A 26,238-nucleotide genomic window follows, 5' to 3' on the forward strand; every position below is an offset into this window, starting at 1 on the left:
GCACAATGCACCCAAGATTGGCGCAGAATTCTCTACCAGAATAATGCAAAACCTCAGAAAATTGATGGTCTACGCGCCTCAGGCTCGATAAATGTTGATCCTTGTGCCATGGAGAGCGGGAGCGATCGCGCCATCTCACCCAGCCGATCCCACGCCTAAACCAAGGTATCAGGGCGAAACTCCGCCGCCCACGCCAGAGGAACCGGGCCGACCCAGGTAAGGGTAATTTGGCGAGATTGTTCGACAGTGTGGAGGTGAATGTCAAGGTAGGCGGGGGGTGGATCGAGGAGGCGTTCGGCCCATTCGATCGCCATAATGCCCGGCTCCACTTCGACACCGTCCCAATAGAGTTCGGGGTAGAGGGTGGCGACCCCAGCCGGATCGAGGCGGTAGAGATCGAGGTGATAGAGGGGGAGGCGGCCGTCGGTGTATTCGTTGATTAGGGTGAAGGTGGGGCTGAGGATGGGGTCAGCAATGCCGAGACCTTGACCGAGGCCCTGAATCAGGGTAGTTTTCCCTGCACCAAGATCCCCAGACAAGAGGAGAACCGTCGGGGGAAGTATGTGCCCCAGGTGTTGGCCGAGGGCGAGGGTGGCGGCCGCGTCGGGGAGGTGGAGGATGTGAGTCGGGGTCATATGGCAATCCTAAATTAGATCAGGACAGGCAAGGGGCTTAAGCCCCTTGTTTCTCAAGGCTGAGGATTTCACACCTCATATAGGATTGCTAGAGATTAACGATCGCTTCATCTTGGAGGCTTTTGAAGCCGTGGGTTTTACCATACCATCGGAGCAGGACGCGGGCGAGGCGTTGGTGGTCGTGGCGGACGTAGCCGTGCTCGTCTTCGGCCATGATATTGGCGGCGATGATCCGGCGACCGAGGCGGCTAATGTCTTCACGATCGCAAAACACCGGATGCGCTTTTTCCTGGGCGTAGCGGATCAGGGTATGGGCCGAGGGCGATCGCCGATTCACCACCACCGCATCAAAGAGGCGTTGACCACAGGCGCGATCGATGGCGCGGATATGGTCGGCCACGGTGTAGCCATCGGTTTCCCCCGGTTGGGTCATGATGTTGCAGGCATAGATGCGGGGGACTTTGGATTGAGCGATCGCCTCGCGAATTTCCGGCACGAGGAGATTCGGAATCACGCTGGTGTAGAGACTACCGGGGCCCAAAATAATAAAGTCCGCTTCGTTGATGGCCTTAATCGCAGAAGGGAGGGCGGGGGGATTATCGGGAGTGCAGCCAATGGTAGCGATCCGGCCCTGGGCGTGGGGAATTTGGGATTCCCCTTCGATGCGGCGGCCATCTTCCATTTCGGCCCAGAGGCTCACATCGCTGAGGGTAGCAGGGAGGACACGACCGCGCACGGCTAATACCTTAGAACTGGCGGCGATCGCCCGTTCTGGATCACCCGTAATCTCCGTCATCGCCGTCAGGAACAAATTCCCAAAACTATGGCCCGACAAGCCATCCCCCGAATTAAATCGATATTGAAACAACTCCGTCAGCAACTGTTCTTCCGCTGCCAAAGCCGCCACACAGTTACGAATATCCCCAGGGGGCAAAATCCCCATTTCCCGCCGCAGTCGTCCGGAGGAGCCGCCATCATCAGCCACGGTGACGATCGCAGTAATATTCGCACTGTATTCTTTTAAGCCCCGCAGGATCGTTGATAAGCCCGTACCGCCCCCGATCGCGACAATTTTCGGCCCCCGGTTGAGGCGACGATGGGCCAAGAGGCGATCGATCAGTTCTTCGCCTTCGCCCACCTGTAACACTTCGGTAATTGATCCCAAACTGCGGGTTTGGCCCCACACTAAAAAAATCAACCCCAAAGCCAGGGCCAGTGGGCCAGAAATGGAATTGGGCATGACGCGGGCGATCGCTTCTAAGAGATCCGAAATAAACCCAATCAAGCGATACACTGGCGTGAGTCCCACCCAAATCGCCGTACCCAACACGGCCAGCAATGTTCCGGTGATACTCAACAACAACCACCGCTTAATGAACAAGCCCGGCGCGAGCCATTTCATCCACAGGTTGACCTGCTTCGGTGTCCGCTGGCTCACAGTTGCCCAGTGCTGCTTATCCACCTTGATATTGCGCAAGGCTTGCTCAATCAACCCAATAGACATAACGATCACAAAAAAGAACAGTGCTCAATCGATGATTTCGCTTGAATAATAACCTAAATGCACCAAACTCCCCGGTTACTGCTCAACGGAACTCTCTTTAGTTAACCTGATCAAAGGTGAGAGCTTGGCTCACCCCTTAGTATTTCTAATCTTTCAATGTTGCTAACTCCGGAATGATTTGCGATCGCACCCCTCCACCCCGCCGCATTTTAGGCATTGATCCGGGTCTAGCGCGGGTCGGGTTTGGCATTATTGACATCGATGAAGATGGGGCAACGCTGCCCCGCTTGGTGGACTGTGGCATTATTCAAACTGCGGCGAAAACGCCCTTGGGCGATCGCCTGATCACCCTCTATGACGATCTCCATACATTGATCGAGCAAAGTAAACCGGATCTTGTGGCCATTGAAAAATTATTTTTCTACCGGATGGGCAATACGATCACCGTGGCCCAGGCGCGGGGGGTGATTTTATTAGCGATCGCCCAAAGCAACCGCCCGATGGTAGAATTTACCCCCGCCCAAGTCAAACAAGCCCTCACCGGCTACGGCAACGCCAAAAAGCCCGAAGTCCAAGCCGCCGTTACCCGTGAACTCGATCTCGACGCGATCCCCCAACCCGACGATGCCGCCGATGCGATCGCGATCGCCCTCACCGCCCATTATCAAAACCTTTAACGAAAAATACCGTTCTGCTGCTTGCCGTCCAATCAGCACCCTGAACAGCGATCGCCATTATCCCTCAACCTTGTCAACGTTCAAGCTCTTGGCGCAAAACGGGTTCAAACAAGGCAAGCGATCTTCAATTGCTCATCTGGCAAGACTTTCATGGCTTGGTAGATAATGCCATATTCATCACAAAGCGTTAGAGTTTGTGCCATAGCCCAAGTTACGAGATTTGAGCTATTTCACGATCCTGATGAGAGAGAATGTCTTGGTATAGAGAGGCTGCAATCTCTTGATACGCTTGATTAATCTCATCGCAATTAACAACTCGAAAAAGAGTGAAGATAGCTTGCTCAAAAATAGGATCTTCATCAACTGCCAAGATCACGCTTAGATTTTTTGAAAGCCTTAAGGTATATAGAGAGGATTCATCTTCATTCAGTCCTGAGATCAGAAGAGGGCGACGCAGTTTTTGATAAACGGAACCTTTTTGGGTTGGAACTAGAGTTGCACAGTCATTGATCTTTTGGACTGCGATCGCTTTCTCGTCTTGGCTTAGCTTGTCAAGATCCTGTTCAAAGCTTCTCGTTGACTCAATTAAAACGTCCACGCTCATGAACCATCCATCTGTACTAGATACTTGCACTCACCCCTTAGCATAGCAAGAAACCCTACCGGGAGCAGTCCAACGACATCCCAACTGACCCCACTCCAGCCCGTGGGGTGATCTCGCCCAACCCTTAACAATTCTCACGGATTGCCCCTCAAGGCCGTATGGCACAATGAACGGGTGAATCTTCGTTCCCGATATAGTTAAAGGTCTTATGTCTAAATTCGTCTTCGTCACGGGTGGCGTTGTATCCAGCATTGGCAAAGGCATTGTGGCAGCCAGTTTAGGGCGGCTGCTCAAGTCCCGTGACTACTCCGTTTCCATCCTGAAGCTCGATCCCTACATCAACGTAGACCCCGGCACCATGAGCCCGTTTCAGCACGGGGAAGTCTTTGTCACCGAAGACGGAGCCGAAACTGATTTAGACCTTGGCCATTACGAACGCTTTACCGACACCTCCATGTCCCGGTTTAACAGCGTCACCCAAGGCTCGGTCTTTCAATCGGTCTTAAATAAAGAACGGCGCGGCGACTATCAAGGCGGCACGGTGCAGGTGATTCCCCACATCACCAATGAAATTAAAGAACGGATTCGCCGCGTTGCCAAAAATACCCATTCTGATGTGGTGATTACGGAAATCGGCGGCACGGTGGGGGATATCGAATCACAGCCGTTTCTGGAAGCTATTCGCCAATTCCGCAAGGATGTGGGGCGTAACAATGTGATTTATATGCACGTCACCCTCGTGCCCTGGATTAATGCAGCGGGGGAAATGAAGACGAAACCGACGCAGCATTCTGTCAAAGAGTTGCGATCGATCGGGATTCAGCCGGATATTCTCGTCTGTCGGTGCGAGAAACCGATTGAGGCTGGGATTAAGGAAAAACTATCGGAATTTTGTGATGTGCCGGTGGCATCGGTGATCACCTCCCCGGATGCGAGCAGCATTTACGAAGTGCCGCTGATTCTTGAAACCGAGGGCCTCGCCCGGCAAAGTCTGGATCTGTTGCACATGGAACAACGGGAGCCGGATCTTCAGAACTGGCGCACGTTGGTGGAGCGAATGAAGGCCCCGCGCCATCATCTCGAAATCGCTTTGGTGGGGAAATATGTCAAACTCAGCGATGCTTATCTTTCGGTGGTGGAGGCGTTGGGTCATGCGGCGATCGCTGCCGAAAGCGAAATCAAACTTCGCTGGATTAGTGCCGAAGACATCGAAACCAAGGGCGCGGCCCACTATCTCCAGGATGTTCATGCCTTGATTGTCCCCGGTGGTTTTGGGATTCGGGGGGTGGATGGCAAGGTGATGGCGATTCAATATGCCCGTGAACATCAATTGCCGTTCCTCGGTCTTTGTCTGGGGATGCAATGTGCGATCATCGATTGGGGTCGCAATTTGGCCCATCTGGATGCGGCCAACAGTGCCGAGTTTGATGAAAAAACCCCCAACCCGGTGATCAACCTCCTGCCGGAGCAGCAAGATGTGGTGGATCTGGGCGGCACGATGCGTTTAGGGCTGTATCCCTGTCGGATTGCGCCCGATACCCTCGCCGCTCATCTCTACGGTCAAGAGGTCATTTACGAGCGCCATCGCCATCGCTACGAATTTAACAATGCCTATCGCAATCTATTCTTAGAGACGGGCTATCGGATTAGTGGCACGTCTCCGGATAGTCGGTTGGTGGAGATGATTGAATATACCCATCATCCGTTTTTCGTGGCAACTCAGTTTCACCCCGAATTTAGCTCGCGTCCGAGCCGTCCTCATCCTCTGTTCCAAGGGGTGATCCAGGCTGCGTTAGAGCGGGCGGGTCAGGGAACGGAACCAGCGAGTTATGTGTCTTTGAATCCGACGGAACCCCATCCCGTCGAACTTGCTAATTGAATTGTCTCACTCAGGGGGAGTGCGATCGCAGTGACGCATTGGGTCAAAATTCCAGAAGCTCGGCAACACTACCTAATCGATTTGGAGCAGGTTACCGCGTTTGTTTGTTCCAAAAATGGACGGTTAACCCTGTGGTTGCCGGACAGTCGGATGCCGATGGTCTTGACCCGTGGGGGCAACTTAGGCACGTACGATCGCATCCTCACCTACGCCCACGCCTTACCCAAACCCAACACGATGACCCCCTGGTTTAAGCTTGATTACGATCGCAGTATCTACATCATCAACCTGGCGAAAATCAGCAGTTTTTGCTATGGCCCCGGCCAAAAAATCACCTTTTGGCTCCCCGATGCAGGGTTGCCGATCGTCCTCACCCACCACAGCAACCCCGCCAGCTATACCACCCTCTGCCAATTCATCGAGCAGCAGACCGGGGAACGGTTAGAGGATGGGGGCGAGGTTTAACGGTTGGCCTCTGCTGGGCGGGGTCGAAACAGGTGAGTGTGATCGGGGTGGTAGAGTTGCGATCGCGCCACGCCAGCCCCCAAGGCCGGACTAATTAAATACATCGTCGTGCGGATCAAGTCTTGATCGTGGGACGTGGCGGCCATGTCACTCAAGGGCACAACGATGATTTTTTCATCGGGCCAGCCCACCCGATAACAGATGGCCACGGGGGTATCGGGGGGGTAGTGCTCCAACAGTTGGGCTTGGGCTGCGTCCACATGGCGGGCGGCGAGGTAGAGGCAGAGGCTGGCCCGATGGGCGGCGAGCGATCGCAATTCCTCCGCTGCGGGCACGGCGGACGCTTGACCACTGACCCGCGTCAAAATAATCGTCTGCACCAAGTCCGGCACGGTCAATTCTGCGCTCAATTTCGCCGCTGCGGCCTGAAATGCACTAATCCCCGGCACGAGTTCAAAGGGAATCCCCGCCTCTGCCAGGCGGTGCATCTGTTCATGGATCGCACTGTAGAGGGTGAGATCCCCGGAATGGAGCCGGACGACGGATTTACCGGCTCGGACGCGATCGCACATTAACGGCACCACTTCCTCTAAGGTCGTGTGACCTGTGGCGATTAACTCCGCATCGGGTCGCGTCCCTTCTAAAATCTGCATCGGTACGAGGGAATTCGCATAGAGAATTACATCCGCCTGGGCGAGAATCCGCTGGGCTTTGACGGTTAATAGTTCTGGATCACCGGGCCCGGCTCCCACGATATAAACAGCGGCTTGGAGAGAATCAGAGGACATGGGCAACGTACAGAATAGAGGGTGATGCTGTTGCGGATCAATCGTGCCAGCTTTGGGACTCGCGATCGCCACAACAGGCTTTTTATTATAGGGAGTTTAATCGCTCTGCATCGATCCTGACGCTCCGATCAGTCTCGGTGTTGGCGCTGTGCCATCCGGGTTAAGGTTTTCCGTAATTAGCCATCCTCAGCAAAATAGGCTGATAGACTCCCAGCAGTCCAACGCTCAACATGACAGTGCGTTACGCTGCGCCAACAGCACCCTACTGGCGGGCAAGATGGGGATAACGAGCAGCGGGCAAGATGCCCGCACCCCTTAAATCCTTGGATATGACTGGAGCAGCGATCGCCTAGGCCAAGCCCACCAGCTTTAGGCTGAGATCCCACAACTCTTCGGCTTTTTGTTCATCGCTCGCCTCGTCGGAAATCTCCTGGGCAAAGGAACGGCGGCCCGGCTTTTGGCGGTTGCCCCAACTCCAGTACATCCCCGATTCCTTCAGTTCAGGATCGTACACCGTCGCGGCCACCCGTTCGCCCGCGAGTTCTTGGGTGACATAGCCGCCGGTAATATTTTTCTGGAACCAGGGGAAAATGGTTTGGAAGAGACCGTAGTGATTGCGGAAAAGGGGCGTATCAGCAACACAGCCAGGATAGAGCGAGGTGAACGTGATCCCCGTTGAGGCGTGATAGCGGCGGTGCAGTTCCCGCATTGTCAGGACGTTGCACAGTTTACTGTCTTTATACGCCTTCCCGGATTTGAATTTTTTGCCGTTGATCATCGAGATGGGTGCTTTAAAGCCATCTTTAAAGCCTTGGAGATCGCCTAAGTCCGGCGGGGCGGGGATGGGGATTTTGCCGCCGAGTTCTTTGGGGTTGGCGGTGACGGTGCCGAGGATGACGAGGCGTTTATCGGGGACGTTGGACTGGGCAAAGTCCGCCAGCATGGAGTTGCAGAGGAGGAAGTGGCCGAGGTGGTTGGTGGCAACGCTGATTTCGTAGCCGTCGGCATTGCGTAGGGGTTCGTCAAGGAGGGGATAGTACACCGCAGCGTTGCAGACGAGGGCGGTGAGGGGACGGCCGAGGCTGCGATAGTTGCTGACGAAGGCGCGGACGCTTTGGAAGTCGGCGAGATCAATGGGGAGAATGGTGTAGCGATCGCTGGGTATTCCCACCGATTGGGCAGCGGCTTTCGCTTTTTCAAGATTCCGACAGGCCATTACAACATGCCAACCCTCTTGTTTCGCGAGGGCTTTGGCAGCGTAAAGGCCAACACCAGAGGATGCGCCAGTAATGATTGCGGTTTTTTCTTCCATGGGGATTAACAGGCGATGAATCGTGATTGAGACGTTTTTTATGATCTCACAGGGATGCGATCGCCCCCGTAATTGTTACAAAGGGTTAAATAGAGAGGTGCAAAACAGTTACACCCCAAAACAGTAAAACAGTTAGCAAGATTCAGCACGGCTTAGTAGTTGAAATACACCCGCGAACCTGGGCGAATATCCATGTGCCAAAACCCTTTACTGGGGCCGGCAATGCCCACGCCTTTAATCTCCGGGATCGACTTAATCACACTCAACAGCGTGGAATAATCGCCATTGAGGGGGCGCACATCCAACGCCCGCCCATATTTATGCTGAGAGCGACCCGCCCCAATGGCCAGATTCGGCGGCCGATAGGCGCTATTGATTGCGATCGGTGACCCAAATTTCGATCGCACCTTCCCAAACACCTTCGCCATTTCCATCATATTGCGCACCACCTGATCCGCACTGCCAAAATCCGATGTGCTGATCGGCTTGCGACTTAACCCCGCCGTCATTTCACCCCAGGTGATATTACTCCCCGGCACTACCATTTCATTTTCATAAATCAACCCCACCACCGGGAAGGTGGCCGATCGCCCCGACTTACTGCCGGCACTGGCGTTCGTGGTCGTGGGCACATTATCCACTTGATCGGAAACGTCATGTTTTTCTTCCACATCGGCCAAAATGTCGATGGTGCTTTGGCCAATGTCTTCGGGATACGCCAGATAATAATCCTTTTTAAACGCAGCAAAGGCGGCCAGGGTTTTCGGGCCGACATGGCCATCCACACCGCTTTTTTCCAAGTAGCCCGCTAACGCCAATTGCCCTTGAATCCATTTCATCGTGTCTCGATCTTGGATCGAGTTCAGGGGGACGGAACCGCTAATCGTAGGTTTACCCATCTTGCAAGACCTCGTAAAGGTTAATGTTGATTATTTCACGGTTGACGCTTTCAACACTGGGGTTTGATCCTGTGCCGTCGAGGGTTTTGGACAATATTCAGCGTTGAACTATTGTGACTGTGAGGATGTCGCTTCCAGCCTTTGACTTACTCCCCCGTTTAGAAAACGGGGGATTCTGGGATCAAACAGCAATAGCAGGCAACGCCTGTCTGACATCACCTAACCCAATGGCTGAAGCCCCAGCCACTTTAATATTCATCGCCGCATTCTCATCCCGGTCATTCTCTGTCGAGCAACTGGGACACCGCCAATGGCGAGTCTCTAAATCCAGATGCTCCAAAATATGACCACAACTTGAACAGGTCTTGCTCGAAGGGAACCAGCGGTCAACATAGACCACCCGCTTCCCCTTCTTCGTCGCCACCCACTCCAGGATTTGCAGAAACTCCCGAAACGCCAAATCACTCACCTTACGCCCCCAAAGCCGCTGCATCGCCTTGAGGTTCAAGGTTTCAAAACACAGCACATCAAACTGATTCGTCAGTTTGCGAACTGCATTGAGTGACTGCTTGAAGAACAAGGGTGCATCAATCTTGAATCCCTCCGAACAGGTCAGAAACGTCTTAAGTCCAAAATCAAAACCAGCAATGTTACCTGTCTCGGTTTTGACTTGGGGTTCTGACAGGGTATCTACCGTGACAATCATCCACAGTTCTCCGAGGGGAGTCCGCTTAATCGTCACGGTCTTGACCTTGCCCTCAATGGGGCGAGAGTGCCAATATTGATAGACTTTGTTCCCAATCCTGACCCGGTTGCCACCGAGGAATTTGTACCCAGCTTGCTTGAGGGTGAAGGATTTGTACTTTCGGGTCTTCTTAAAGTTTGGCGGGCGAACGCCTTTTTGGTTGTGCTTGAAGAAGAGTTGATAGGCTTTCTCAATCCGTTGACAGATATCCTGTACGGCTTGAGAACCCACTTGCAACCACCAGGGGTTCCGTTTACGGAGCTTGGCGATGTGTTTTTGTAGTCGGGCACAGTTCAAGTGCTTACCCCAGATGCGATAGTACCGCTTGTGGAGGGCAACACAATGGTTGTAGATACGCCCTGCGGCATTGATTGTCCGCTTGAGGTATCGATTCCGCTTATGCTGGTAGAGCTTGAACTTGAGCGTTTTCATGGTTGATATGATACCTTAGATTGTAGATAAGAGCAATGCATCTACAAACAGTGAGAACTAACTATCGCCATTACAATCACTCCCTTGGACTTGCTACTGTTCATCTGGTTTGGATTCCCTGTCGCCGCAAACGCGTCTTTGAGCGCAATCAACCGCTCAAGTTGCGTTGCATTGATATTTTTCACTCTGTTGCACAGGATAAGGGCTGGATTATCAAGGTTCTGGAGGTGGCATCAGACCATGTTCATCTTTTGGTCGAATATGATCCTCACCATTCCATTGCTCAAGTCGTCAAGGCTTTTAAGGGGCGATCGTCTCGCTTGCTCCGTCGTGAGTTCCCTGAGCTTTTGAAGTTGCCCAGTTTGTGGACTCATTCTTATCTGTTCGATACGACTGGCAAGGTGAGTACCCAGAAGGTTTTGCAGTATATCAATGACCCTCATCACGGCTGAATAAATTCAGCCCTTCGCTTATATCCCCCGTTTAGAAAACGGGGGCTTTACGCTTCACCTTCGTAATTCTACAGAGAATCCCTCAAGAGAATGAGCATTCTCTGTAAAAATTAATCTTCTGTTGATCCAGAACCCAAGCAGTTCCCCCCAGTGGGGGATTGAAATCCCCGCCTTAGAGCGAAAACCCGTTCACACGGGTGCGGGAGTGGGCTTCAGCCCACTTTCGCTATGAGCCAAGAACTTCAGTTCTTGGCGGAGCGGGGCTTGGCAAACTCATCTTCACAGCTCTTGGGTTTTAACCTTCGAGTAATTGCAGAATGCGTTGCAGGGTGATTTCAATCCAGTCGGGGTGTTGTTCGAGGTCGTCGCTGAGTTCTTGGAGGACTTTTTCTAAGAGGTAGGCATCGAGGATGATTTGGCATTCCTGTTCGGTGGTGGGGAGAAATTGACCCGGTTGCGCGATCGCCAGGTAATGCTTCAGAAACACAACGCTCACCCAGCGATACCAATAGTCCGCCCATTGCTCCATGTAGCCCTGTTGTTCCGGGCGAATTAGGCCGCTGTCGAGTTCTTGGCGCAGGCCGATGCTGACGGCGTAATAGAACGATTGCACCATGCCGGCCACATCCCGCAGGGGCGATCGCTTCATCCGTCGTTCGCTCATCGGGCGGTTGCTCTCCCCTTTGAAGTCGATGATCACGAAATCTTTCCCGGTGTAGAGCACTTGACCGAGGTGATAGTCACCGTGACAGCGCGATCGCATCGCCGTGATTTTTTGGTTCAAGACCCGTTGGAAGCGATCGAGAATTTGATCTTGGCGATTCAGCACCGTTTGCACCAGGGTTTGATCCGGCTCGGAAAATTGGTTGAGGCGTTTTTTCAGAGTGAGCATCACCTGACCCGCCAAATTCCGGCTGTATTGATACACCGATCGCTGATAGAACGAGGTGAAGGGTTCCGGGGCAAACGCCGCCTCGCGGGGTTCTGAGGCCAGGGCGAGATGCAATTCCGCCGTGCGCTGGCCGAGGAGTTCCACCGCGCCGAGGTAAGAGCCGATATGGTCATACACCACTTCGGGGATCTCCAATTCTTGGGCAGAGGCGATCGACACCAGGGGGAAGGTGAGGTCTGCGATGGGAATCTGCGACACCAACACCTGCTCAAAATAGCCCCGCAATCGGTCGAGGGTGAAATTCCACGCTGATGTGGTATCGGGCACATAGCCGCGCAGGATGCCGATGGACATGGCGGGTTGATTGGGGCGACGGTATTCCAACGCGCCGAAGACGGGCGCGGTGAGGCTCGATTGTTGTTCGGTGAGGAGTTGGCTCACTTCGAGGTCGGGGTTAATCGTGTCTTCGAGGCTGCGGTAGAGTTTAAGGATCAGTTGATCGCCGTAGACGATGGAACTGTTGTCCTGTTCGCCACGGTAGGGATGGGGGTCGAGGGGGGACGCGCCTAAGTCTAGGGTTTTGAAGGCGTTGGTGGTGCTGGCGACGAGTTGGCCATGGCTGCCTTTGTAGCGGCGTTTTTTAGCGATCGCCTCCAACAAGACCGGCAAAAATTGCTCATCTAGGAGCGCATCAAATAGCCAGCCGGTGGTGACATCAGCCGATTTTGCGGCGGTTTTGCTGCGTCCCTTGGCCGGGGCGGGGGTGAGTTGGAGTTGAGCGATCGCACCGTCCGGCGTAGCCAATGCCCCAAAGGTCAACGGCATACTATAGAGTTCCGGCAGCCCTTCGGTATATTCCACCTCCAAAATCACCAACTCCACCTCACAGCGGGCACTGTTGAGCGCGATCGTGTCCTGCACCGTCACCCCTTGCACCGTGCGCCCTTTGCCCCGGAACCAAGGACAGGTGCGCAAATAACTACTCAACACCGTATTCAGGACCGGCTTAAACTCTGGCTGGGTTAGGAGCGTTTGCCAAGCTCCTTGAATTTCGAGGCTGGGCGGTTCATGCACCGCTTGCGGTGACCCCTGCACCACGTCCACCGGCTGCAACAGGAACCAATAGAAAGCATGGGGCGCAATGCTGAGGAAATAGGGCGCTTTCGCGATCGCTGGGAACGGGTTGCGCCCGAAAATTTCCACCGGCACCATGCCATGGAACGGCGTTAAATCCAACTCCACCGACTGGACAAACCGCGACAGGTTCGCCACGACAAGGATATGCTCGCCGCCATAGGTGCGCGTGAACGCCAACACCTTGCGATTTTCCGGATAAAGTAGCTCGAACGTGCCGCGCCCAAAGGCCTGGAACCGCGCCCGCACTGCCAAGAGCCGTTTCATCCACCACCACAGGGAGGAGGTATTGGCCCGCTGGGCTTCGACGTTGATCGCTTCGTAGTGATATTCCGAATCGAGGACGACCGGGAGATAGAGGCGGTGGGGGTTGGCGCGACTGAATCCGGCATTGCGATCGGCGCTCCACTGCATCGGCGTGCGCACCCCGTCGCGATCGCCCAAATAAATATTGTCCCCCATCCCCAACTCATCGCCGTAATAGAGCACCGGCGTACCCGGCAGGGACATCAACAAACCATTCATTAACTCAATTTGGCGGCGATCGTTCCCCAACAAGGGCGCAAGACGGCGACGAATCCCCAAATTAATCCGCGCCTGGGGATCTTGGGCATAGGTGCGATACATATAATCGCGGTCTTCATCGCTGACCATTTCCAGGGTTAACTCGTCATGGTTGCGCAGAAACAACGCCCATTGGCAGTTATTGGGAATCGATGGCGTTTGCTTGAGAATATCTGCGATCGGAAAACTATCCTCCATCCGCAACCCCATAAACAAGCGCGGCATCAGGGGGAAATGAAAATTCATGTGGCATTCATCCCCCTTCCCGTAATAGGTCGCCGCGTCTTCGGGCCATTGATTCGCCTCCGCCAGCAGCAAAATATTCGAGAAATTATCATCCACATGCTGGCGCAGTTTCTTTAAAAAGTCGTGGGTTTCGGGGAGGTTTTCGCAGTTGGTATCGTCCTGCTCATACAGATACGGCACCGCATCCATCCGCAGGCCATCGACTCCCATCGCCAACCAAAAATCCACCACATCGAGCACCGCCTGCTGCACCGCCGGATTGCGATAGTTAATGTCCGGTTGATGGGAATAGAACCGATGCCAATAGTAGGCCTTCGCCACCGGGTCCCAAGCCCAGTTTGAGGTTTCAAAATCTTGGAAAATAATCCGCACATCGGGGAAGCGTTCCGGGGTATCGCTCCACACATAAAAGTCGCGTTCAGGACTGCCCGCCGGGGCGTGGCGGGCCCGCTGGAACCAAGGGTGTTGATCAGAGGTGTGATTGACGATCAATTCAATAATCACCCGAATGCCCCGCGCATGGCTTTCGTTGAGGAGTTCTTGGAAGTCTTCGAGGCTGCCGTAGATCGGGTTAATGGAGAGATAATCGGCGATGTCGTAGCCGTCGTCGCGGAGGGGGGAGGGGAAAAAGGGCAGCGTCCAAATGGCGGTCACGCCGAGATCTTGCAAATAGTCGAGTTTTTCCGTCAGACCACGAAAGTCGCCGATGCCGTCGCCGTTGCTGTCGGCGAAGGATTTGACCGGCACTTCATAGATTACGGCATCTTTAAACCAGAGGGGATCATCATTGAGGAGGGTGGTTTGCATTGTGGCCAGGGGCGGAATGGAGGTGGAGTGCATCCGAGTTGAGTCCATGAGGTGCGATCGCACCCATTCTATCGTGCTTAATCGGTGCGATCGCGCGATCGGATGCTCGCTGTTCTGCAACGCAAACGAGGCAAATCAGGTTAATCACAATAAAACACAATGTTTATTCATATTCAGTTACCAATAGCCCCGATTTACTTCAATTCTCACGTTTAACATCCTTCTCACCCCGCCCAATGTTGCAAACAATAACGCATCGTAGAAAAATCTTAACTGTTGCCCGTCTTTCTCACCATGACCCATGCCCCTACCGCTTCGACCCCTGTGATTCATTTCCCCGAAATCGGCTGCGGCACATGGGCCTGGGGCAATCAAATTCTCTGGGACTACACCCCCGCCATGGATGACCAATTGCAAGCCGTGTTTAACTATGCCGTCGGGCGGGGAATGACGTTTTTTGATACGGGGGATTCCTACGGGACGGGGAAGTTGAAAGGCCAGAGCGAGAAACTTTTGGGGCGGTTTGCGCGAGAGTATCGCGGCGCGAATGCAGAGAAAATTTGCCTCGCCACGAAACTCGCGCCCTATCCCTGGCGCTTGACGCAATCGGCGATGCTCAAGGCGGCATCAGCTTCGGCGGCACGGTTGGGGCGACCGATTGATCTGGTGCAACTTCATTGGTCAACGGCGAATTATTTTCCCTGGCAGGAGCGGCCGTTACTGGATGGGTTGATGGATCTCTATGAGCGGGGCTTGGTGAAGGGGGTGGGCCTGTCCAATTTTGGCCCGCAACGCTTGCAATGGGTGCTGCCACGTTTCCAAGCCCGCCACATCCCGATCGCGTCCCTTCAGGTGCAATATTCCCTCCTGGCCACGGAACCTGTGCAGGGGTCGGGGTTAAAGGAATTGTGCGATCGCAACCACATCCAACTGATCGCCTACAGCCCCCTCACCCTCGGCCTCCTCACCGGGAAATATAGCCCCGCTGGCCCCTTCCCGAAAGGCTTACGCGGCTATCTCTGCCGCAAAATCCTCCCCGGCATGGCTCCCCTCACACACGCCCTCGCAAAAATCGCCACCGAACGCGATAAAACCCCCGCCCAAGTCGCCCTCAACTGGTGCATCTGCAACGGCACGATGCCCATCCCCGGCGCGAAAACCCTCGCCCAAGTGCAACAAAACGCTGGAGCCATGGGCTGGCGACTCCACAGCGGCGAAGTTGCCGCCCTTGATGCCGCTGCCGCCCAACTCGATCAAGTCATGGTGCAAAACATTTTCCAAAGCCGTTAAGCATCCTATCATCGGAAATCTGACCTGTGAGCCGATCGGAGTGGGAGCGTCTCGCTCCCTTGCTGTTTAGCGTCTCGCTCCCTTGCCCCCCTGAGGCGGCTCACTAGCGGGCAAGATGCCCACACTCCTGCAATCCTGTGAGCTGATCGGAGTGGGAGCGTCTCGCTCCCTTGCTGTTTAGCGTCTCGCTCCCTTGCTGTTTAAGGATGATGTTGATGTGGACACTCGCTAGGGTTACGAGCGAGGGGGAGACGGAGGAGAAAGCAACTACCCTGGTTGAGTTGGCTTTGAACGGTGAGGGTTCCATGGTGGTGATGGGCGATCGCTTGAGCGATCGCTAACCCCAACCCTGCCCCGCCGTGGGTGCGTGAGCGATCTTGATCTACCCGATAGAACCGATCAAAAATTTTGCTTTGGTCAGAGGGGGGAATACCGCAGCCATTGTCTTGGACTTGGATTTCAGCGTGGTGTTGCTTGGCGGTGAGGGTGATTAGGATTTTCCCACCGGCGGGGGTGTATTGAATGGCGTTCATGATGAGGTTGCTGATGAGGCGATAGAGAGCATCGCTGTGGCCCTGTACCCAGAGCGGCTGGGCTGTGCCTTGGGTGTGTAGGGTGAGTTGGGCAGCGATCGCTAGGGCGGCCATTTCTTCGATTAAGTCCTCGATGATTTCCGTGAGGCAACAGGGCTGTTGCTGCGTGAGGTTGGGTTGTTGTTCGAGGCGGGACAGCAGCAGCAAATCGGCGACCAGCTGACTGAGGCGGAGGCTTTGACGCTGGACAATTTTGAGGATATCGGCCCGGCCATGATCGGGCGATTCTGCCAGTTGAGCCGTTTCGACGGTGGCGAGGATCGCTGCGATCGGGGTGCGGAGTTCGTGGGCGGCATCGGCGGTAAACTGCTGGATTTGCTGATAGGCCTGGTCAATGGGTCGCATCGCTAACCCCGCCAGGCGACTACTGGCGATCATGACAATCAGCATGGCGACGGGGATACCGAGGATTAACGCCCAGCGCACATTCGAGAGATAGAGTTCCGTGTCTTGGAGCGATCGCCCCACCTGCAATGTGCCCCAGTCTTGGCGATCGCGGGTATGGAGGGCGATCGAGAGCTGATGATAGGCCTGTTGGGTGGAGGGGTCGCGCACCGTTTGCCAGGCTTGGGGGTTGAACGGCTGCACAATGCTGGCGGGAACCTGGCCGGCGGTGGCCACCAGTTGGCCCGTTGTATTCCAGAGGCGCACATAGTAGTTGCCTTGGTGCAGGGCGCTGAGGTGATGGGGGGTTTGGGGTGGAAGGCGGTTAGAGCAGGGTTTTTGAGGTTGACAGAGGTTGGGGAGCAGTCCCGTCAAGATCGGGTCAATGCGCCCCGGATCTTGGAGTTTCCATTGCAAACTGTCATGGAGGGTTCCGGCGACCGATTTGAGTTCTCGATCAGCGGTGATTTGGTGGGCATGGGCGATCGCCTGATAGACCCCAAACCCCAAACCGGCCAGAATCACCCCCATCACGCCACTGTAGGCCGAAGCGAGTTGACGGCGCGATCGCGCAAAGAGGCGTTGACGATTCATGGGCATTCCCCAAAGCGATAGCCCACCCCATGCAAGGTTTCAATGGGTGCAGCGATGCCCAGGGTGGCGAGTTTGCGCCGCAGCAGTCGCACCTGGGCGGCCACCACATTACTGAGGGTTTCGGTGTCCAGTTCCCACAGTTGGTTCCGCACTTGCTCCGTGGTGAGAATTTGATGGGGATGGCGGAGGAAATATTCTAGGAGTTGAAATTCTTTGTTGGTGAGTTCCACGCTGGAGGAAGTGCCGTTGGTGTGGTGGTAGATGGCTTGACGGGTGGCACAGTTGAGCGCGAGTTGTCCCACTTGCAAAATTTGGGGTTCGAGTTGGGGCGATCGCCGCTGCAACGCCCGCACCCGTGCCAAGAGTTCCACCATCTGAAACGGCTTGACCAGATAGTCATCCGCTCCGGCATCGAGGCCCTGAATTTTGTCAGCCATGCCATCCCGCGCCGTCAACATCAACACCGGCAGGGCGCTGCCGCGATCGCGCAATTGCTGAATCACAGCCAAACCCGACAATTTCGGCACTAACCAATCCAGCACCGCGATCGTATACACCAAATCTGAACGAGTCAGATAGTTCCACGCCATGGAACCATCCAGCACCCAATCCACCACATACCGCTCTTGGCTTAAGGCCTGTTTAATCGCGTGACCCAAATCCGGTTCATCTTCCAGGAGCAAAATTCGCATCGTTCCGTTGGGTTAACCTGCGTCCGATTGTCCCCCAAACCGCTCAATTTCACCCCAATTTCATGCATGGTTTCAGGATTTCCCATGGATTTCATGTTGATTTCATCCCAAGCTGACACAGTGAGAGTATTCACACCACTTCGAGGTTCAATCCATGATGAAATCAATCTTAGCCAGCGTTGCTCTAACTTCCGTATTAGGCGTAACCCTAACCCTTGTTCCTCTCGGCAATCCTGCCCAAGCATCCGACCTGAACAACAGTAGCGATCGCTTCACCTCAGACCTACAAAATAGCTGTGGCGACCACGGCGACCACAGCGACCACAAACCCAAGCCCCGACGCGGTTCCCGCTAGACGCGCCTCGTTGCCTGCCCTTGTCTCGGCAGGCAATCAACCCACGAGGGTTTTCAGTTTAGTCCCGGTGCATCTCGTGATCAAGCCCTGATCCTGTAGACGTGCCCACGTTCTATCCCCCTACCCTATCCCAATGATTAAGTATCACCACAGTCTCGGAGGCGCGTCTGAGATATTGCTATGACTGTTCCCTCTCTCACACGCCGAAACTTACTCCGCATTGCGGCGGGCTTGGGTCTGACCGTCGGCGTTCATTCGTTACTGCCTGCCCCGGCTCGTTCCCGTGCCACGGTTTTAGGGGAGTTAACCCCCCTCGATCGCTATCCCGATCGCGTCGATCTTCAAGTGTTGGATCATGCGGTGAGGATTGGCGATCGCCCCAGCAACGCGATCACCGTTAACGGCACAATGCCCGGCCCCATCCTCCGCTTCAAAGAGGGCCAAACCATCACCCTCAACGTCACCAATCAACTGGATACCGACACCTCAATCCATTGGCACGGCCTGATTCTCCCCGCCCAAATGGATGGCGTGCCGGGGGTCAGTTTCCACGGCATCAAACCCGGTCAAACCTACACCTATCAATTCCCCCTCAATCAAAACGGAACCTACTGGTATCACAGCCACAGCGGCCTCCAGGAACAGCAGGGCCATTTCGGCGCGTTGATTATTGACCCCGCTACTCCGGAGCCGATGGAGTGCGATCGCGACTACGTTGTCATGCTCTCCGACTGGACGGACACCAACCCCCGGCAAATCCTTAACAACCTCAAAAAAGTCAGCACCTACTACAACTACCAACGCCGCACGATCGCTCACTTCACCGCAGACCTCGCCTGGGGACAAATGCGCATGGATGCCACTGACATCGCCGATGTCACCGGCGCAACCTACCGCTACTTGATCAATGGTCAGCCCCCCGAAACCAACTGGACGGCCCTCTTTCAGCCAGGGGAAAAAATCCGGCTACGCTTCATCAACGCCTCGGCCATGACCTTTTTTGATATCAAAATCCCCGGCCTGAAAATGACCGTCATCCAAGCCGACGGCCAAAACGTCCAACCCGTCACCGTCGATGAATTCCGGATCGCCGTGGCTGAAACCTACGATGTCATCGTTGAACCCGACCACAATCACGCCTACACCATCTTTGCCGAAACCATGGATCGCAGCGGCTATGCCCGTGGCACGCTGGCCCCTCAATTGGGGATGACGGCCGCCCTACCTGCGCGGCGCGATCGCCCCCTCCGCACCATGGCCGACATGGGCCACGGTGAACACGGCGCAGGACATGACGGCCATAAACAACGCGCCCCCAAACAACACAGCGACCATTCCGGCCACGAAATGCCCACCAAGCCCCAACCCGCCGATCATTCCGGTCACGATGATCACTCCGGTCACGATGATCATTCTGGTCACGACATGGGAACGATGGATCATTCTGGCCATGATGATCACTCTGGCTACGAAATGCCCGCCCCATCCCACCCCGCCGATCATTCCGGTCATGATGATCACTCTGGTCACGATATGGGAACGATGGATCACTCCGGTCACGGTACGAGTGAACCCAGCGATCGCAACACCGGAGCCGCCCTGAATGGCCCCGAACCCCACGGCCCCGACAGCCACGGCCCCGGCAATGCGGGTGTACCGATGCTGGTGAGTAATCGTCTCCATGAACCGGGCATTGGCTTGGAGAATACGCCGAATCATCGCGTTTTGGTGTATACCGACCTGCGGAGCTTGGAGCCGGGTTATGACACCCGCGCACCCGAACGGGAACTAGAGCTACATCTCACGGGCAACATGGAGCGATATATGTGGTCATTTGATGGCCAGAAATATTCAGAATCGCCGATTTTGACGTTTTATTATGGGGAGCGGCTGCGGCTAACCTTTGTGAATGACACGATGATGGAGCATCCGATCCATCTCCATGGGATGTGGATGGAGGTGGAAAATGGGGCGGGAGCCTACCGGCCGCGTAAACATGTGTTGAATGTGAAGCCAGCGGAAAAATGTTCGGTCTTGGTGACGGTGGATGCAACGGGTAACTGGGCGTTTCATTGTCATTTGCTCTACCACATGGAAGCGGGCATGATGCGGACGGTAATGGTGGTCGATCGCCCTGCCGGAGGTGCAGCATGAGCCGACGTTATAGATGCTTAAGCGGTGTGATTTTGGGGGCGGGGTTGTGGGGATGCCCCGCGATCGCCTCCCCCCTCCCTTCATCAGACCCCACGTTCTACCTAGATCCAGCCCCCTCCACCGAGGCCGCACATTTGCACCTCTCGACCCCTGAACCTGACCAAGTCACCCCGGAACTGCCGCCCCTCCCCGATATCCATCCCCACGGCGATCGCACCTATTGGTTTTTGCGGGTGGAACAGTTGGAATATCGCGTCAATGAAGGCGATGATTCCTTGAATTGGGATCTAAAAGGTTGGATCGGGGGAGACTATACGCGCCTGTGGTTGAAAGCGGAGGGCGAGGTCAATCTTGATCCCGATGAAGGGGGAGAATTTGAGGTGCAATTGTTGCATTCTCGGCTGATTTCGCCATTTTTTGAGGTGCAAGCGGGACTCCGTTACGATCGCGAATTTGGAACACAACCAGAGCGCGATCGCCTGTTCGGAGTCATCGGACTGCATGGATTAGCACCCTATTTCATCGAAACCGATGCAGCCCTCTTTATCAGCGAATCTGGGGATTTATCCGCCCGCCTCACCGCAGAGCGATCGCTGTTACTCTCCCAACGTCTCATCCTCCAACCTGATCTTGAAATCAATTTAGCCGCCCAAACCGTCGAAAAATTCGGCGTTGGTTCGGGGTTAAATGATGTGACTGTTGGGCTGCGTCTGCGTTATGAATTTACGCGCCGGTTTGCGCCCTACGTGGGGGTTAATTGGTCGCGCAAGTTTGGCGCAACGGCCACCTTTGCCCGTGCCGAACAGGAAGAAGTGGATAATTGGGCGATCGTTGGGGGAGTTAATTTATTATTTTGATGAGCGGGAACAAAAAGCCCTCCCTTGGGTGAGGGTTTTCACCGAGGAGATACAGCCTGCCGTGGCACAGCTTTGCAATCAATCAACTGAAAATATATAGCAATCCTCTGAGTACAGGACAAACGTTGAAATGTACGGCGGCATCTTGATTTTGATGGGGTGGGAGCACCCTGCTCCCTATTTTGTCTGATCCCAGCGGGCAAGATGCCCGCACGACAGACTATGGATTTTGAGGGAGCGTGTTGAGTTTTGCGATTGTTCCACCCAACCTAGAAAATCATCAGGGTTTCAGCCCAAGCCTGATTTTTTGTCCTGTACTCAGAGCAATCCTAGTTGATTCATACCCCACAAGGGGCTGAAACCCTTTGTGGGTGAGGATCATAGATTTACAATTGATCAAGAATCGTGATAGCACCAGTCAGATTGAACAACTGGCGCAAGAGATGCAACAATTTTTTTGATGTTTTTTTTGGTGCTATGAGTTTCGACCATCCTCCCCGCATTCTCTTTCTCTATGGCTCCCTGCGGGAGCGTTCCTATAGCCGCCTCCTGGCGGAAGAAGCCGCCCGGATTATTGGCGATTTGGGGGCAGAAACCCGCTTTTTTGATCCCCGTGGCCTGCCTCTCCATGGGGCTGAACCCGCTACCCATCCTAAAGTTCAGGAATTGCGGGAGTTGGTGGCTTGGTCCGAGGGACAGGTGTGGTCAAGCCCGGAAATGCACGGCAATATTTCTGGGTTGATTAAAACCCAAATTGATTGGATTCCTTTAGAAATTGGCTCGATTCGGCCCACCCAAGGGAAAACATTAGCGGTGATGCAGGTTTCTGGGGGGTCGCAGTCATTTAATGCGGTGAATAGTTTGCGGATTCTGGGCCGCTGGATGCGGATGTTCACGATTCCGAATCAATCTTCGGTGGCTAAGGCCTATCAGGAATTTGATGAGGAGGGCCAGATGAAAGATTCTCCCTTCCGCGATCGCCTCATTGATGTGATGGAAGAACTTCACAAATTCACGCTGTTATTGCGGGACAAAGTGGAGTATCTCACCGATCGCTACAGTGAACGCGCCAAGCCCTAGCCTAGGTGGCATCAGTGGCATCAGTGTATTCTTTTGAGGAGTGGGAATGAAAACCCCTCAGCTAGGAGATACAGCCTTACAACGTCACCGGAGAATCAACGTAGATGGTGGGGTCGGGGGTGGTGAAGTCGAGACCATATTCAGCTAACCGTCTTGAGATGGTTTCGTTGGCGAGTTCGAGTAAGCGTTTACGAAGTTGAATGGAGTTTTCACTTGATCCGAGAATAAAAAATGTGACTCGCGCCCGACTATTATCCTGTTCGTCGGTGTCCGTGAGTTGAATCCGAGTGCTACCGGGATCAATACCAACGAGGGCATCGGTGCTTTCTTTAATGACTTGCTCCACTAAGGCTTTTTCTTGCACTTGTAAGCTGTTTAAAAAGTTGAGATAAAGCAACACCATCACTTTTTTGCCCCGTGTGATGTTTTCGATTTCTGCGTCGGCCATGGATGAATTGGGGACGATCACGAGGGTATTTTTAGCCGGGGTGCGGATTTTGGTGGATCGTAAACCGATGGATTCGACGCGGCCAAACAGACCATTGGGGAGGCGGATATATTCGCCTTTGACGTAGGGGCGATCGAGGTAGAGAACGATGGTTCCGATGATTTGGGAGAGGGCACTTTGGGCGGCGAAACCGACGGCGGTGGCGGCAACCCCCAAACTGGCGACGAGACCGATGAGGTTAATGTCTTGGCTTTGGGCGTAGGCGATCGCAGCAATCAAACCAATCATCACGTTAATCACCGATTCAAAGGGGAGAATCAATTCATCGGGATCAAGGCCCATTTTTTGGACAAAGGCGATACCATAGACCTGCAAAAAGAGGTGAATCAAACGTGAAATCAGCCAGGCGAGGCTAATGGTGACGGCGAGTTCCATAATGGGGCGAACAAAGTCATACACGCCCCCGTAGGCGATCAACCAACTGAGGGAAATATTAATTAAGAGTAATGTGCCGGTGACGCGGATTTCGTGGCGGATTGGGTCGATCCAGCGATCGTAAATATCCCGTCCCTGTTTGGGAGCGAATCGATAGGTAATCAGCCGGACGACGGTAGGAGTGTAGCGACCGATAATAATTGCGGTGATGAAGAAGCTGAGAAAGACAATGGCATTAAGTAATTGATGCTGATCTAGCCATTGGATGATTTGGCTGACAACGGGGGAAAATTGCGCGAAGTCCATAGATTAAATCGTGATAGGGGAATCAACATTCAGCGTCCGTTCTTCCAAGGAAAATTCAATACCGTAGTCAGTGAGTTGCCGCGTCACATTTTGCTTGGCCATATCTAACACTTGGCGGCGTAAATCCATGGAAACATCCCCAGACCCCAGGATGAAAAAGTTGATTTGCGCTTGGGTTTTGATGGAAACACCTGGCTCTATTAAGTTCCGAAAAGAGACTTCGGTGCTGCGCGGATCGATGCCCAGAATGTCTTGGGTACTGTTGAGAATGATCTGACGGACGAAGGCTTTTTCTGAATCTTCAATCTGACGGTTAACGGTGAGATAAAAGAGAGAAATTACTTTTTTCGCGCCGGTAAAGTTTTCGATGTTGGCGGAGGCGAGGGAACTGTTGGGGACGATGACAAGCGTACCTTTACCGGAGGTGCGGATTTTGGTGGATCGCAGGCCGACGGATTCGACGCGGCCAAACGTACCATCGGGCAAACCAATGTAGTCATCGACGACAAAGGGGCGGTCTAAATAGAGGACGATGCCGCCGAGGATTTGCTCTAGGGTTTTTTGGGCGGCGAAGGCGATCGCTAACCCCCCAACGCCTAAACTGGCCAGCAGTCCGACGATGTTTACTCGATGCACTTGGGCGAAGATAATCACGACAATGACGACGAGCAAGAGATTCGCGATCGCTTTCGTCACATTCAGCACTTCACTATTCACTTTGCGCTGACTTTGGATCGCATTATCGAGGAGATATTCATCAAACAGACGACGAAAAAAGCGAAATCCAAAAATAATTAATAATGTGCCAAAAATAAACCCCAAGGCGGTTTCACCGAGCCACCACCAATAGTTAAGGGGAATATACACCAAGGTGACATCTCCCACGCCCAACAGGGTAATGAGCAGAACGAGGAGCAAGTCGGGGGCGATGAGTTGTTGATAAATGACGGTGGTTTGACGGGGGAGGCGTTGGAGGAGTTGGTTAATGAGCGATCGCACCAACAAAATCAACAACACAACCCCCAAACTCGCACCGATCCCAATCAAAACTTTGGTCAGCAGTGCCGTGGGAATCGTCAGTTCAGTGGGAGCAGTGGCATCCATAGGGAGGGATCAATAGATAAATAAAAAAGGAAACGGAGACTCGGCGAGCGGGGCGATGGCATCATCATCCCATCAGATGCGGAGCCATGGACGGCCCAGGGGACGGTGTGACTCGGATTCACTGCCCTGGTGTGGAGTCAGTCTTTCCTGTTTTACGGCCCGTGTGGGGATCGGCGCATCTATCAAAATAGTGGTTTTTGTCCGTCCGATGCTCTCACCCTGGGCGGATTTAGGGCGATCGCTTCGTGGCCACAACGGCATAAAAGGGATCATGGCCGCCCATGCCGATCAGTTGCAGCAGGGCGGGGACGGGGGCGATGTGGGTGATCAGTTCGGGTTCGGTGAAGTCGGGGATGGCGCGGATATAGCGCTGCACGAGTTGGACTCGGCTCGATTCGCTGCCGTCGCGCCAAGCAGCGATCGCTTTTTGATAAAACATCCGATTGGAAAAACTGATAATTGCAACACCACCGGGCTGCAAAACCCGCGCTAGTTCCGCAAAGATGCGATCGGGATATTGCAGATATTGCACCGAGACACAATTTAAAACAGCAGCAAATTCCCCATCTTCGTAGGGTAGCGCCGGGTTTTCGTTGAGATTTTGAACAATATAATGATCCAGGCGCGGATTTTTCGCCAATTCTGCCGCATTGAGGCCATGGCCTTCCACATGGGCAAAGGGGAGATCCTCCGGCAAATGGGATACCCAACTGCTCATTAGGTCAAGGATGCGGCTGTGGGGGGTGAGGCGATCGCGATACAGTGCCGTTAACCGAGCGATGAATGGATCATCCACATGGGTGACAAACCGGGGGACATCATAAAATAGGGCATCGTCGGTGGGGTCGAGTTTGGTGCGTTGTTCCGGCATTAACATGGCGATCGTCGGTAAAATAGGGGGAACGTTACAGAACTTTAAAAAACTTTACTTAAAATGGTAACAACACCGCCACCCCCTGTGCTGAACCCCCAAACCTGGCAATGGCAGGATCACACCATTTGCTACACCGTCGCCGGGACGGGGCAACCACTGCTGCTGATCCACGGCTTCGGCGCATCGATCGGCCATTGGCGGCACAATATCCCGGTGTTGGCGGCGGCGGGGTATCAAGTCTATGCCTTGGATTTATTGGGCTTTGGCGGTTCGGATAAGCCCGCCCTGGACTACACCGTTGAGCTTTGGGTGGAGCAGATTAAAGACTTTTGGGCGGCCAAAATTCAGCGTCCGATGGTGATGGTGGGCAATTCCATCGGCGGGCTGTTGAGTTTGATGGTGATGGCGGACTCTCCTGAACTGACCCAAGGGGGGATTTTGCTCAACTGTGCCGGGGGCTTGAACCATCGCCCCGATGAGTTAAATTTACCGCTGCGGGTAGTGATGGGGTTATTTACGAAATTCGTCAGTTCACCACTGACGGGGCCGTTTTTGTTTAATCAAGTCCGCCAAAAGGGACGGATTAAAAATACGCTGTATCAGGTGTATTGCGATCGCGCCGCCGTCACCGATGACCTCGTTGACCTGCTCTATCAACCCGCCTGCGATCGCGGGGCGCAACAGGTCTTCGCCTCCGTTCTCACCGCACCCCCCGGCCCCAGTCCCGCCGAACTCCTGCCCCAAATCCAGCAACCCCTCCTCGTCCTCTGGGGCGAAGCCGACCCCTGGACCCCGATCAGCGGTTCCAAACTCTATCAAGATCAACCCACCATTACCTTTCACCCCATCCCCAACGCGGGCCACTGTCCCCACGACGAAGCCCCCGATCGCGTCAATCCCTTGATCCTCGATTGGCTCGCCACCCAATTCTCCCCCTCACCCTAAATCCCTCTCCCAACTTGGGAGAGGGACTACCCCGCAGGTTCCCCTGCTCCCAACCTGGGGGCAGGGGTTGGGGGATGAGGGCAGGGTTTGAG

General features: G+C 54.3%; 23 protein-coding genes. 10 read left to right on the forward strand and 13 right to left on the reverse strand.

The window, feature by feature from the left end; all coding sequences use genetic code 11:
* Positions 1–155: 155 nt before the first annotated feature.
* Together tsaE and SPI6313_RS13445 are read right to left on the reverse strand one after the other, a co-directional pair.
* Positions 156–635 carry a tRNA (adenosine(37)-N6)-threonylcarbamoyltransferase complex ATPase subunit type 1 TsaE gene (tsaE, locus tag SPI6313_RS13440; protein WP_072621463.1) on the reverse strand — a complete coding sequence of 160 codons (480 nt, stop codon included), beginning with the start codon at positions 633–635 and terminating at the stop codon, positions 156–158.
* Between the two features lie 88 nt (positions 636–723).
* Positions 724–2,139, reverse strand: coding sequence for a gluconeogenesis factor YvcK family protein (locus SPI6313_RS13445; RefSeq protein WP_072621464.1), 1,416 nt, complete (start codon positions 2,137–2,139; stop codon positions 724–726).
* 173 nt (positions 2,140–2,312) lie between these two features.
* Here SPI6313_RS13445 and ruvC point away from each other — a divergent pair, with 173 nt between their 5' ends.
* Positions 2,313–2,816, forward strand: coding sequence for a crossover junction endodeoxyribonuclease RuvC (gene ruvC, locus SPI6313_RS13450; RefSeq protein ID WP_072621465.1), 504 nt, complete (start codon positions 2,313–2,315; stop codon positions 2,814–2,816).
* A gap of 211 nt (positions 2,817–3,027) precedes the next feature.
* On the opposite strand, the gene SPI6313_RS13455 is transcribed toward ruvC, so the two are convergent.
* Positions 3,028–3,420, reverse strand: a complete 393-nt coding sequence (locus SPI6313_RS13455) for a hypothetical protein (protein WP_217650605.1) — start codon at positions 3,418–3,420, stop codon at positions 3,028–3,030.
* 208 nt (positions 3,421–3,628) lie between these two features.
* On the opposite strand from SPI6313_RS13455, the gene SPI6313_RS13460 reads away from it, so the two are divergent.
* Both SPI6313_RS13460 and SPI6313_RS13465 read left to right on the forward strand, forming a co-directional pair.
* Positions 3,629–5,299: a CTP synthase gene (locus SPI6313_RS13460; protein ID WP_072621466.1), complete on the forward strand. Its 1,671-nt coding sequence runs from the start codon at positions 3,629–3,631 to the stop codon at positions 5,297–5,299.
* 30 nt (positions 5,300–5,329) lie between these two features.
* Entirely contained in the window at positions 5,330–5,764 is a 435-nt protein-coding gene (locus tag SPI6313_RS13465; protein ID WP_072621467.1) for a hypothetical protein, read from the forward strand.
* Here SPI6313_RS13465 and cobM read toward each other — a convergent pair.
* The 4 genes from cobM to SPI6313_RS13485 all read right to left on the reverse strand — a co-directional run bounded on the left by cobM (position 5,761) and on the right by SPI6313_RS13485 (position 9,940).
* Complete coding sequence (gene cobM, locus SPI6313_RS13470) at positions 5,761–6,552, reverse strand: precorrin-4 C(11)-methyltransferase (RefSeq protein WP_072621468.1); 792 nt, start codon at positions 6,550–6,552, stop codon at positions 5,761–5,763. The genes SPI6313_RS13465 and cobM overlap by 4 nt on opposite strands.
* 349 nt (positions 6,553–6,901) lie before the next feature.
* Entirely contained in the window at positions 6,902–7,864 is a 963-nt protein-coding gene (locus tag SPI6313_RS13475) for a protochlorophyllide reductase (protein WP_072621469.1), read from the reverse strand.
* Positions 7,865–8,016: 152 nt separating this feature from the next.
* Complete coding sequence (locus tag SPI6313_RS13480) at positions 8,017–8,763, reverse strand: D-Ala-D-Ala carboxypeptidase family metallohydrolase (RefSeq protein WP_072621470.1); 747 nt, start codon at positions 8,761–8,763, stop codon at positions 8,017–8,019.
* 181 nt (positions 8,764–8,944) lie between these two features.
* The gene (locus SPI6313_RS13485; protein ID WP_072621471.1) at positions 8,945–9,940 is read right to left on the reverse strand and encodes an RNA-guided endonuclease InsQ/TnpB family protein; all 996 of its coding nucleotides are present in this window, start codon (positions 9,938–9,940) and stop codon (positions 8,945–8,947) included.
* 35 nt (positions 9,941–9,975) lie between these two features.
* Between SPI6313_RS13485 and tnpA the strand changes: the two genes are divergently transcribed.
* The gene (gene tnpA, locus SPI6313_RS13490) at positions 9,976–10,392 is read left to right on the forward strand and encodes an IS200/IS605 family transposase (protein ID WP_425443092.1); all 417 of its coding nucleotides are present in this window, start codon (positions 9,976–9,978) and stop codon (positions 10,390–10,392) included.
* Between the two features lie 295 nt (positions 10,393–10,687).
* On the opposite strand, the gene treS is transcribed toward tnpA, so the two are convergent.
* Entirely contained in the window at positions 10,688–14,035 is a 3,348-nt protein-coding gene (gene treS / locus SPI6313_RS13495) for a maltose alpha-D-glucosyltransferase (RefSeq protein WP_072623136.1), read from the reverse strand.
* A gap of 294 nt (positions 14,036–14,329) precedes the next feature.
* Here treS and SPI6313_RS13500 point away from each other — a divergent pair, with 294 nt between their 5' ends.
* Positions 14,330–15,325, forward strand: coding sequence for an aldo/keto reductase (locus SPI6313_RS13500; RefSeq protein ID WP_072621472.1), 996 nt, complete (start codon positions 14,330–14,332; stop codon positions 15,323–15,325).
* 200 nt (positions 15,326–15,525) lie between these two features.
* On the opposite strand, the gene rppB is transcribed toward SPI6313_RS13500, so the two are convergent.
* Positions 15,526–16,896 carry a two-component system sensor histidine kinase RppB gene (rppB, locus tag SPI6313_RS13505; RefSeq protein WP_072623137.1) on the reverse strand — a complete coding sequence of 457 codons (1,371 nt, stop codon included), beginning with the start codon at positions 16,894–16,896 and terminating at the stop codon, positions 15,526–15,528.
* Complete coding sequence (rppA, locus tag SPI6313_RS13510) at positions 16,893–17,588, reverse strand: two-component system response regulator RppA (protein WP_072621473.1); 696 nt, start codon at positions 17,586–17,588, stop codon at positions 16,893–16,895. Before rppA ends, rppB begins: the two co-directional genes overlap by 4 nt.
* Positions 17,589–17,742: 154 nt before the next feature.
* Between rppA and SPI6313_RS22960 the strand changes: the two genes are divergently transcribed.
* From SPI6313_RS22960 to arsH, 4 genes are all read left to right on the forward strand, one after another.
* The gene (locus tag SPI6313_RS22960; RefSeq protein ID WP_139276641.1) at positions 17,743–17,943 is read left to right on the forward strand and encodes a hypothetical protein; all 201 of its coding nucleotides are present in this window, start codon (positions 17,743–17,745) and stop codon (positions 17,941–17,943) included.
* A 180-nt stretch (positions 17,944–18,123) separates the two neighbouring features.
* A complete protein-coding gene (locus SPI6313_RS13515) occupies positions 18,124–20,097 on the forward strand; it encodes a copper resistance system multicopper oxidase (protein WP_072621474.1) in 1,974 nt (657 codons plus the stop codon).
* Positions 20,094–20,954, forward strand: a complete 861-nt coding sequence (locus tag SPI6313_RS13520) for a copper resistance protein B (protein WP_084669022.1) — start codon at positions 20,094–20,096, stop codon at positions 20,952–20,954. The genes SPI6313_RS13515 and SPI6313_RS13520 overlap by 4 nt, the downstream gene beginning before the upstream one ends.
* Positions 20,955–21,431: 477 nt before the next feature.
* Positions 21,432–22,034, forward strand: a complete 603-nt coding sequence (arsH, locus tag SPI6313_RS13525; protein ID WP_072621476.1) for an arsenical resistance protein ArsH — start codon at positions 21,432–21,434, stop codon at positions 22,032–22,034.
* Positions 22,035–22,110: 76 nt separating this feature from the next.
* On the opposite strand, the gene SPI6313_RS13530 is transcribed toward arsH, so the two are convergent.
* The 3 genes from SPI6313_RS13530 to SPI6313_RS13540 all read right to left on the reverse strand — a co-directional run bounded on the left by SPI6313_RS13530 (position 22,111) and on the right by SPI6313_RS13540 (position 25,204).
* Positions 22,111–23,223, reverse strand: a complete 1,113-nt coding sequence (locus SPI6313_RS13530) for a mechanosensitive ion channel family protein (RefSeq protein WP_072621477.1) — start codon at positions 23,221–23,223, stop codon at positions 22,111–22,113.
* A gap of 3 nt (positions 23,224–23,226) precedes the next feature.
* Positions 23,227–24,327: a mechanosensitive ion channel family protein gene (locus tag SPI6313_RS13535; RefSeq protein ID WP_072621478.1), complete on the reverse strand. Its 1,101-nt coding sequence runs from the start codon at positions 24,325–24,327 to the stop codon at positions 23,227–23,229.
* Positions 24,328–24,556: 229 nt separating this feature from the next.
* Positions 24,557–25,204, reverse strand: a complete 648-nt coding sequence (locus SPI6313_RS13540; protein ID WP_072621479.1) for a methyltransferase domain-containing protein — start codon at positions 25,202–25,204, stop codon at positions 24,557–24,559.
* Between the two features lie 57 nt (positions 25,205–25,261).
* On the opposite strand from SPI6313_RS13540, the gene SPI6313_RS13545 reads away from it, so the two are divergent.
* Positions 25,262–26,146: an alpha/beta fold hydrolase gene (locus SPI6313_RS13545; protein WP_072621480.1), complete on the forward strand. Its 885-nt coding sequence runs from the start codon at positions 25,262–25,264 to the stop codon at positions 26,144–26,146.
* Positions 26,147–26,238 lie beyond the last annotated feature (92 nt).

Origin of the sequence: Spirulina major PCC 6313 (genome assembly GCF_001890765.1) — a bacterium.
Classification (GTDB): Bacteria; Cyanobacteriota; Cyanobacteriia; order Cyanobacteriales; family Spirulinaceae; genus Spirulina; species Spirulina major.

Excerpts from the sequence above, each read along its gene's own strand:
- rppB (WP_072623137.1), bottom strand. The coding sequence starts at position 16,896 with ATGAATCGTCAACGCCTCTTTGCGCGATCGCGCCGTCAACTCGCTTCG.
- SPI6313_RS13530 (WP_072621477.1), bottom strand. The coding sequence starts at position 23,223 with ATGGACTTCGCGCAATTTTCCCCCGTTGTCAGCCAAATCATCCAATGG.
- SPI6313_RS13500 (WP_072621472.1), top strand. The coding sequence starts at position 14,330 with ATGACCCATGCCCCTACCGCTTCGACCCCTGTGATTCATTTCCCCGAA.
- arsH (WP_072621476.1), top strand. The coding sequence starts at position 21,432 with ATGAGTTTCGACCATCCTCCCCGCATTCTCTTTCTCTATGGCTCCCTG.
- treS (WP_072623136.1), bottom strand. The coding sequence starts at position 14,035 with ATGCAAACCACCCTCCTCAATGATGATCCCCTCTGGTTTAAAGATGCC.
- SPI6313_RS13485 (WP_072621471.1), bottom strand. The coding sequence starts at position 9,940 with ATGAAAACGCTCAAGTTCAAGCTCTACCAGCATAAGCGGAATCGATAC.
- SPI6313_RS13515 (WP_072621474.1), top strand. The coding sequence starts at position 18,124 with ATGACTGTTCCCTCTCTCACACGCCGAAACTTACTCCGCATTGCGGCG.
- tsaE (WP_072621463.1), bottom strand. The coding sequence starts at position 635 with ATGACCCCGACTCACATCCTCCACCTCCCCGACGCGGCCGCCACCCTC.
- SPI6313_RS22960 (WP_139276641.1), top strand. The coding sequence starts at position 17,743 with ATGATGAAATCAATCTTAGCCAGCGTTGCTCTAACTTCCGTATTAGGC.
- cobM (WP_072621468.1), bottom strand. The coding sequence starts at position 6,552 with ATGTCCTCTGATTCTCTCCAAGCCGCTGTTTATATCGTGGGAGCCGGG.
- ruvC (WP_072621465.1), top strand. The coding sequence starts at position 2,313 with ATGATTTGCGATCGCACCCCTCCACCCCGCCGCATTTTAGGCATTGAT.
- SPI6313_RS13480 (WP_072621470.1), bottom strand. The coding sequence starts at position 8,763 with ATGGGTAAACCTACGATTAGCGGTTCCGTCCCCCTGAACTCGATCCAA.
- tnpA (WP_425443092.1), top strand. The coding sequence starts at position 9,976 with ATGCATCTACAAACAGTGAGAACTAACTATCGCCATTACAATCACTCC.
- SPI6313_RS13535 (WP_072621478.1), bottom strand. The coding sequence starts at position 24,327 with ATGGATGCCACTGCTCCCACTGAACTGACGATTCCCACGGCACTGCTG.
- SPI6313_RS13460 (WP_072621466.1), top strand. The coding sequence starts at position 3,629 with ATGTCTAAATTCGTCTTCGTCACGGGTGGCGTTGTATCCAGCATTGGC.
- SPI6313_RS13540 (WP_072621479.1), bottom strand. The coding sequence starts at position 25,204 with ATGTTAATGCCGGAACAACGCACCAAACTCGACCCCACCGACGATGCC.
- SPI6313_RS13445 (WP_072621464.1), bottom strand. The coding sequence starts at position 2,139 with ATGTCTATTGGGTTGATTGAGCAAGCCTTGCGCAATATCAAGGTGGAT.
- rppA (WP_072621473.1), bottom strand. The coding sequence starts at position 17,588 with ATGCGAATTTTGCTCCTGGAAGATGAACCGGATTTGGGTCACGCGATT.
- SPI6313_RS13475 (WP_072621469.1), bottom strand. The coding sequence starts at position 7,864 with ATGGAAGAAAAAACCGCAATCATTACTGGCGCATCCTCTGGTGTTGGC.
- SPI6313_RS13455 (WP_217650605.1), bottom strand. The coding sequence starts at position 3,420 with ATGAGCGTGGACGTTTTAATTGAGTCAACGAGAAGCTTTGAACAGGAT.
- SPI6313_RS13545 (WP_072621480.1), top strand. The coding sequence starts at position 25,262 with ATGGTAACAACACCGCCACCCCCTGTGCTGAACCCCCAAACCTGGCAA.
- SPI6313_RS13520 (WP_084669022.1), top strand. The coding sequence starts at position 20,094 with ATGAGCCGACGTTATAGATGCTTAAGCGGTGTGATTTTGGGGGCGGGG.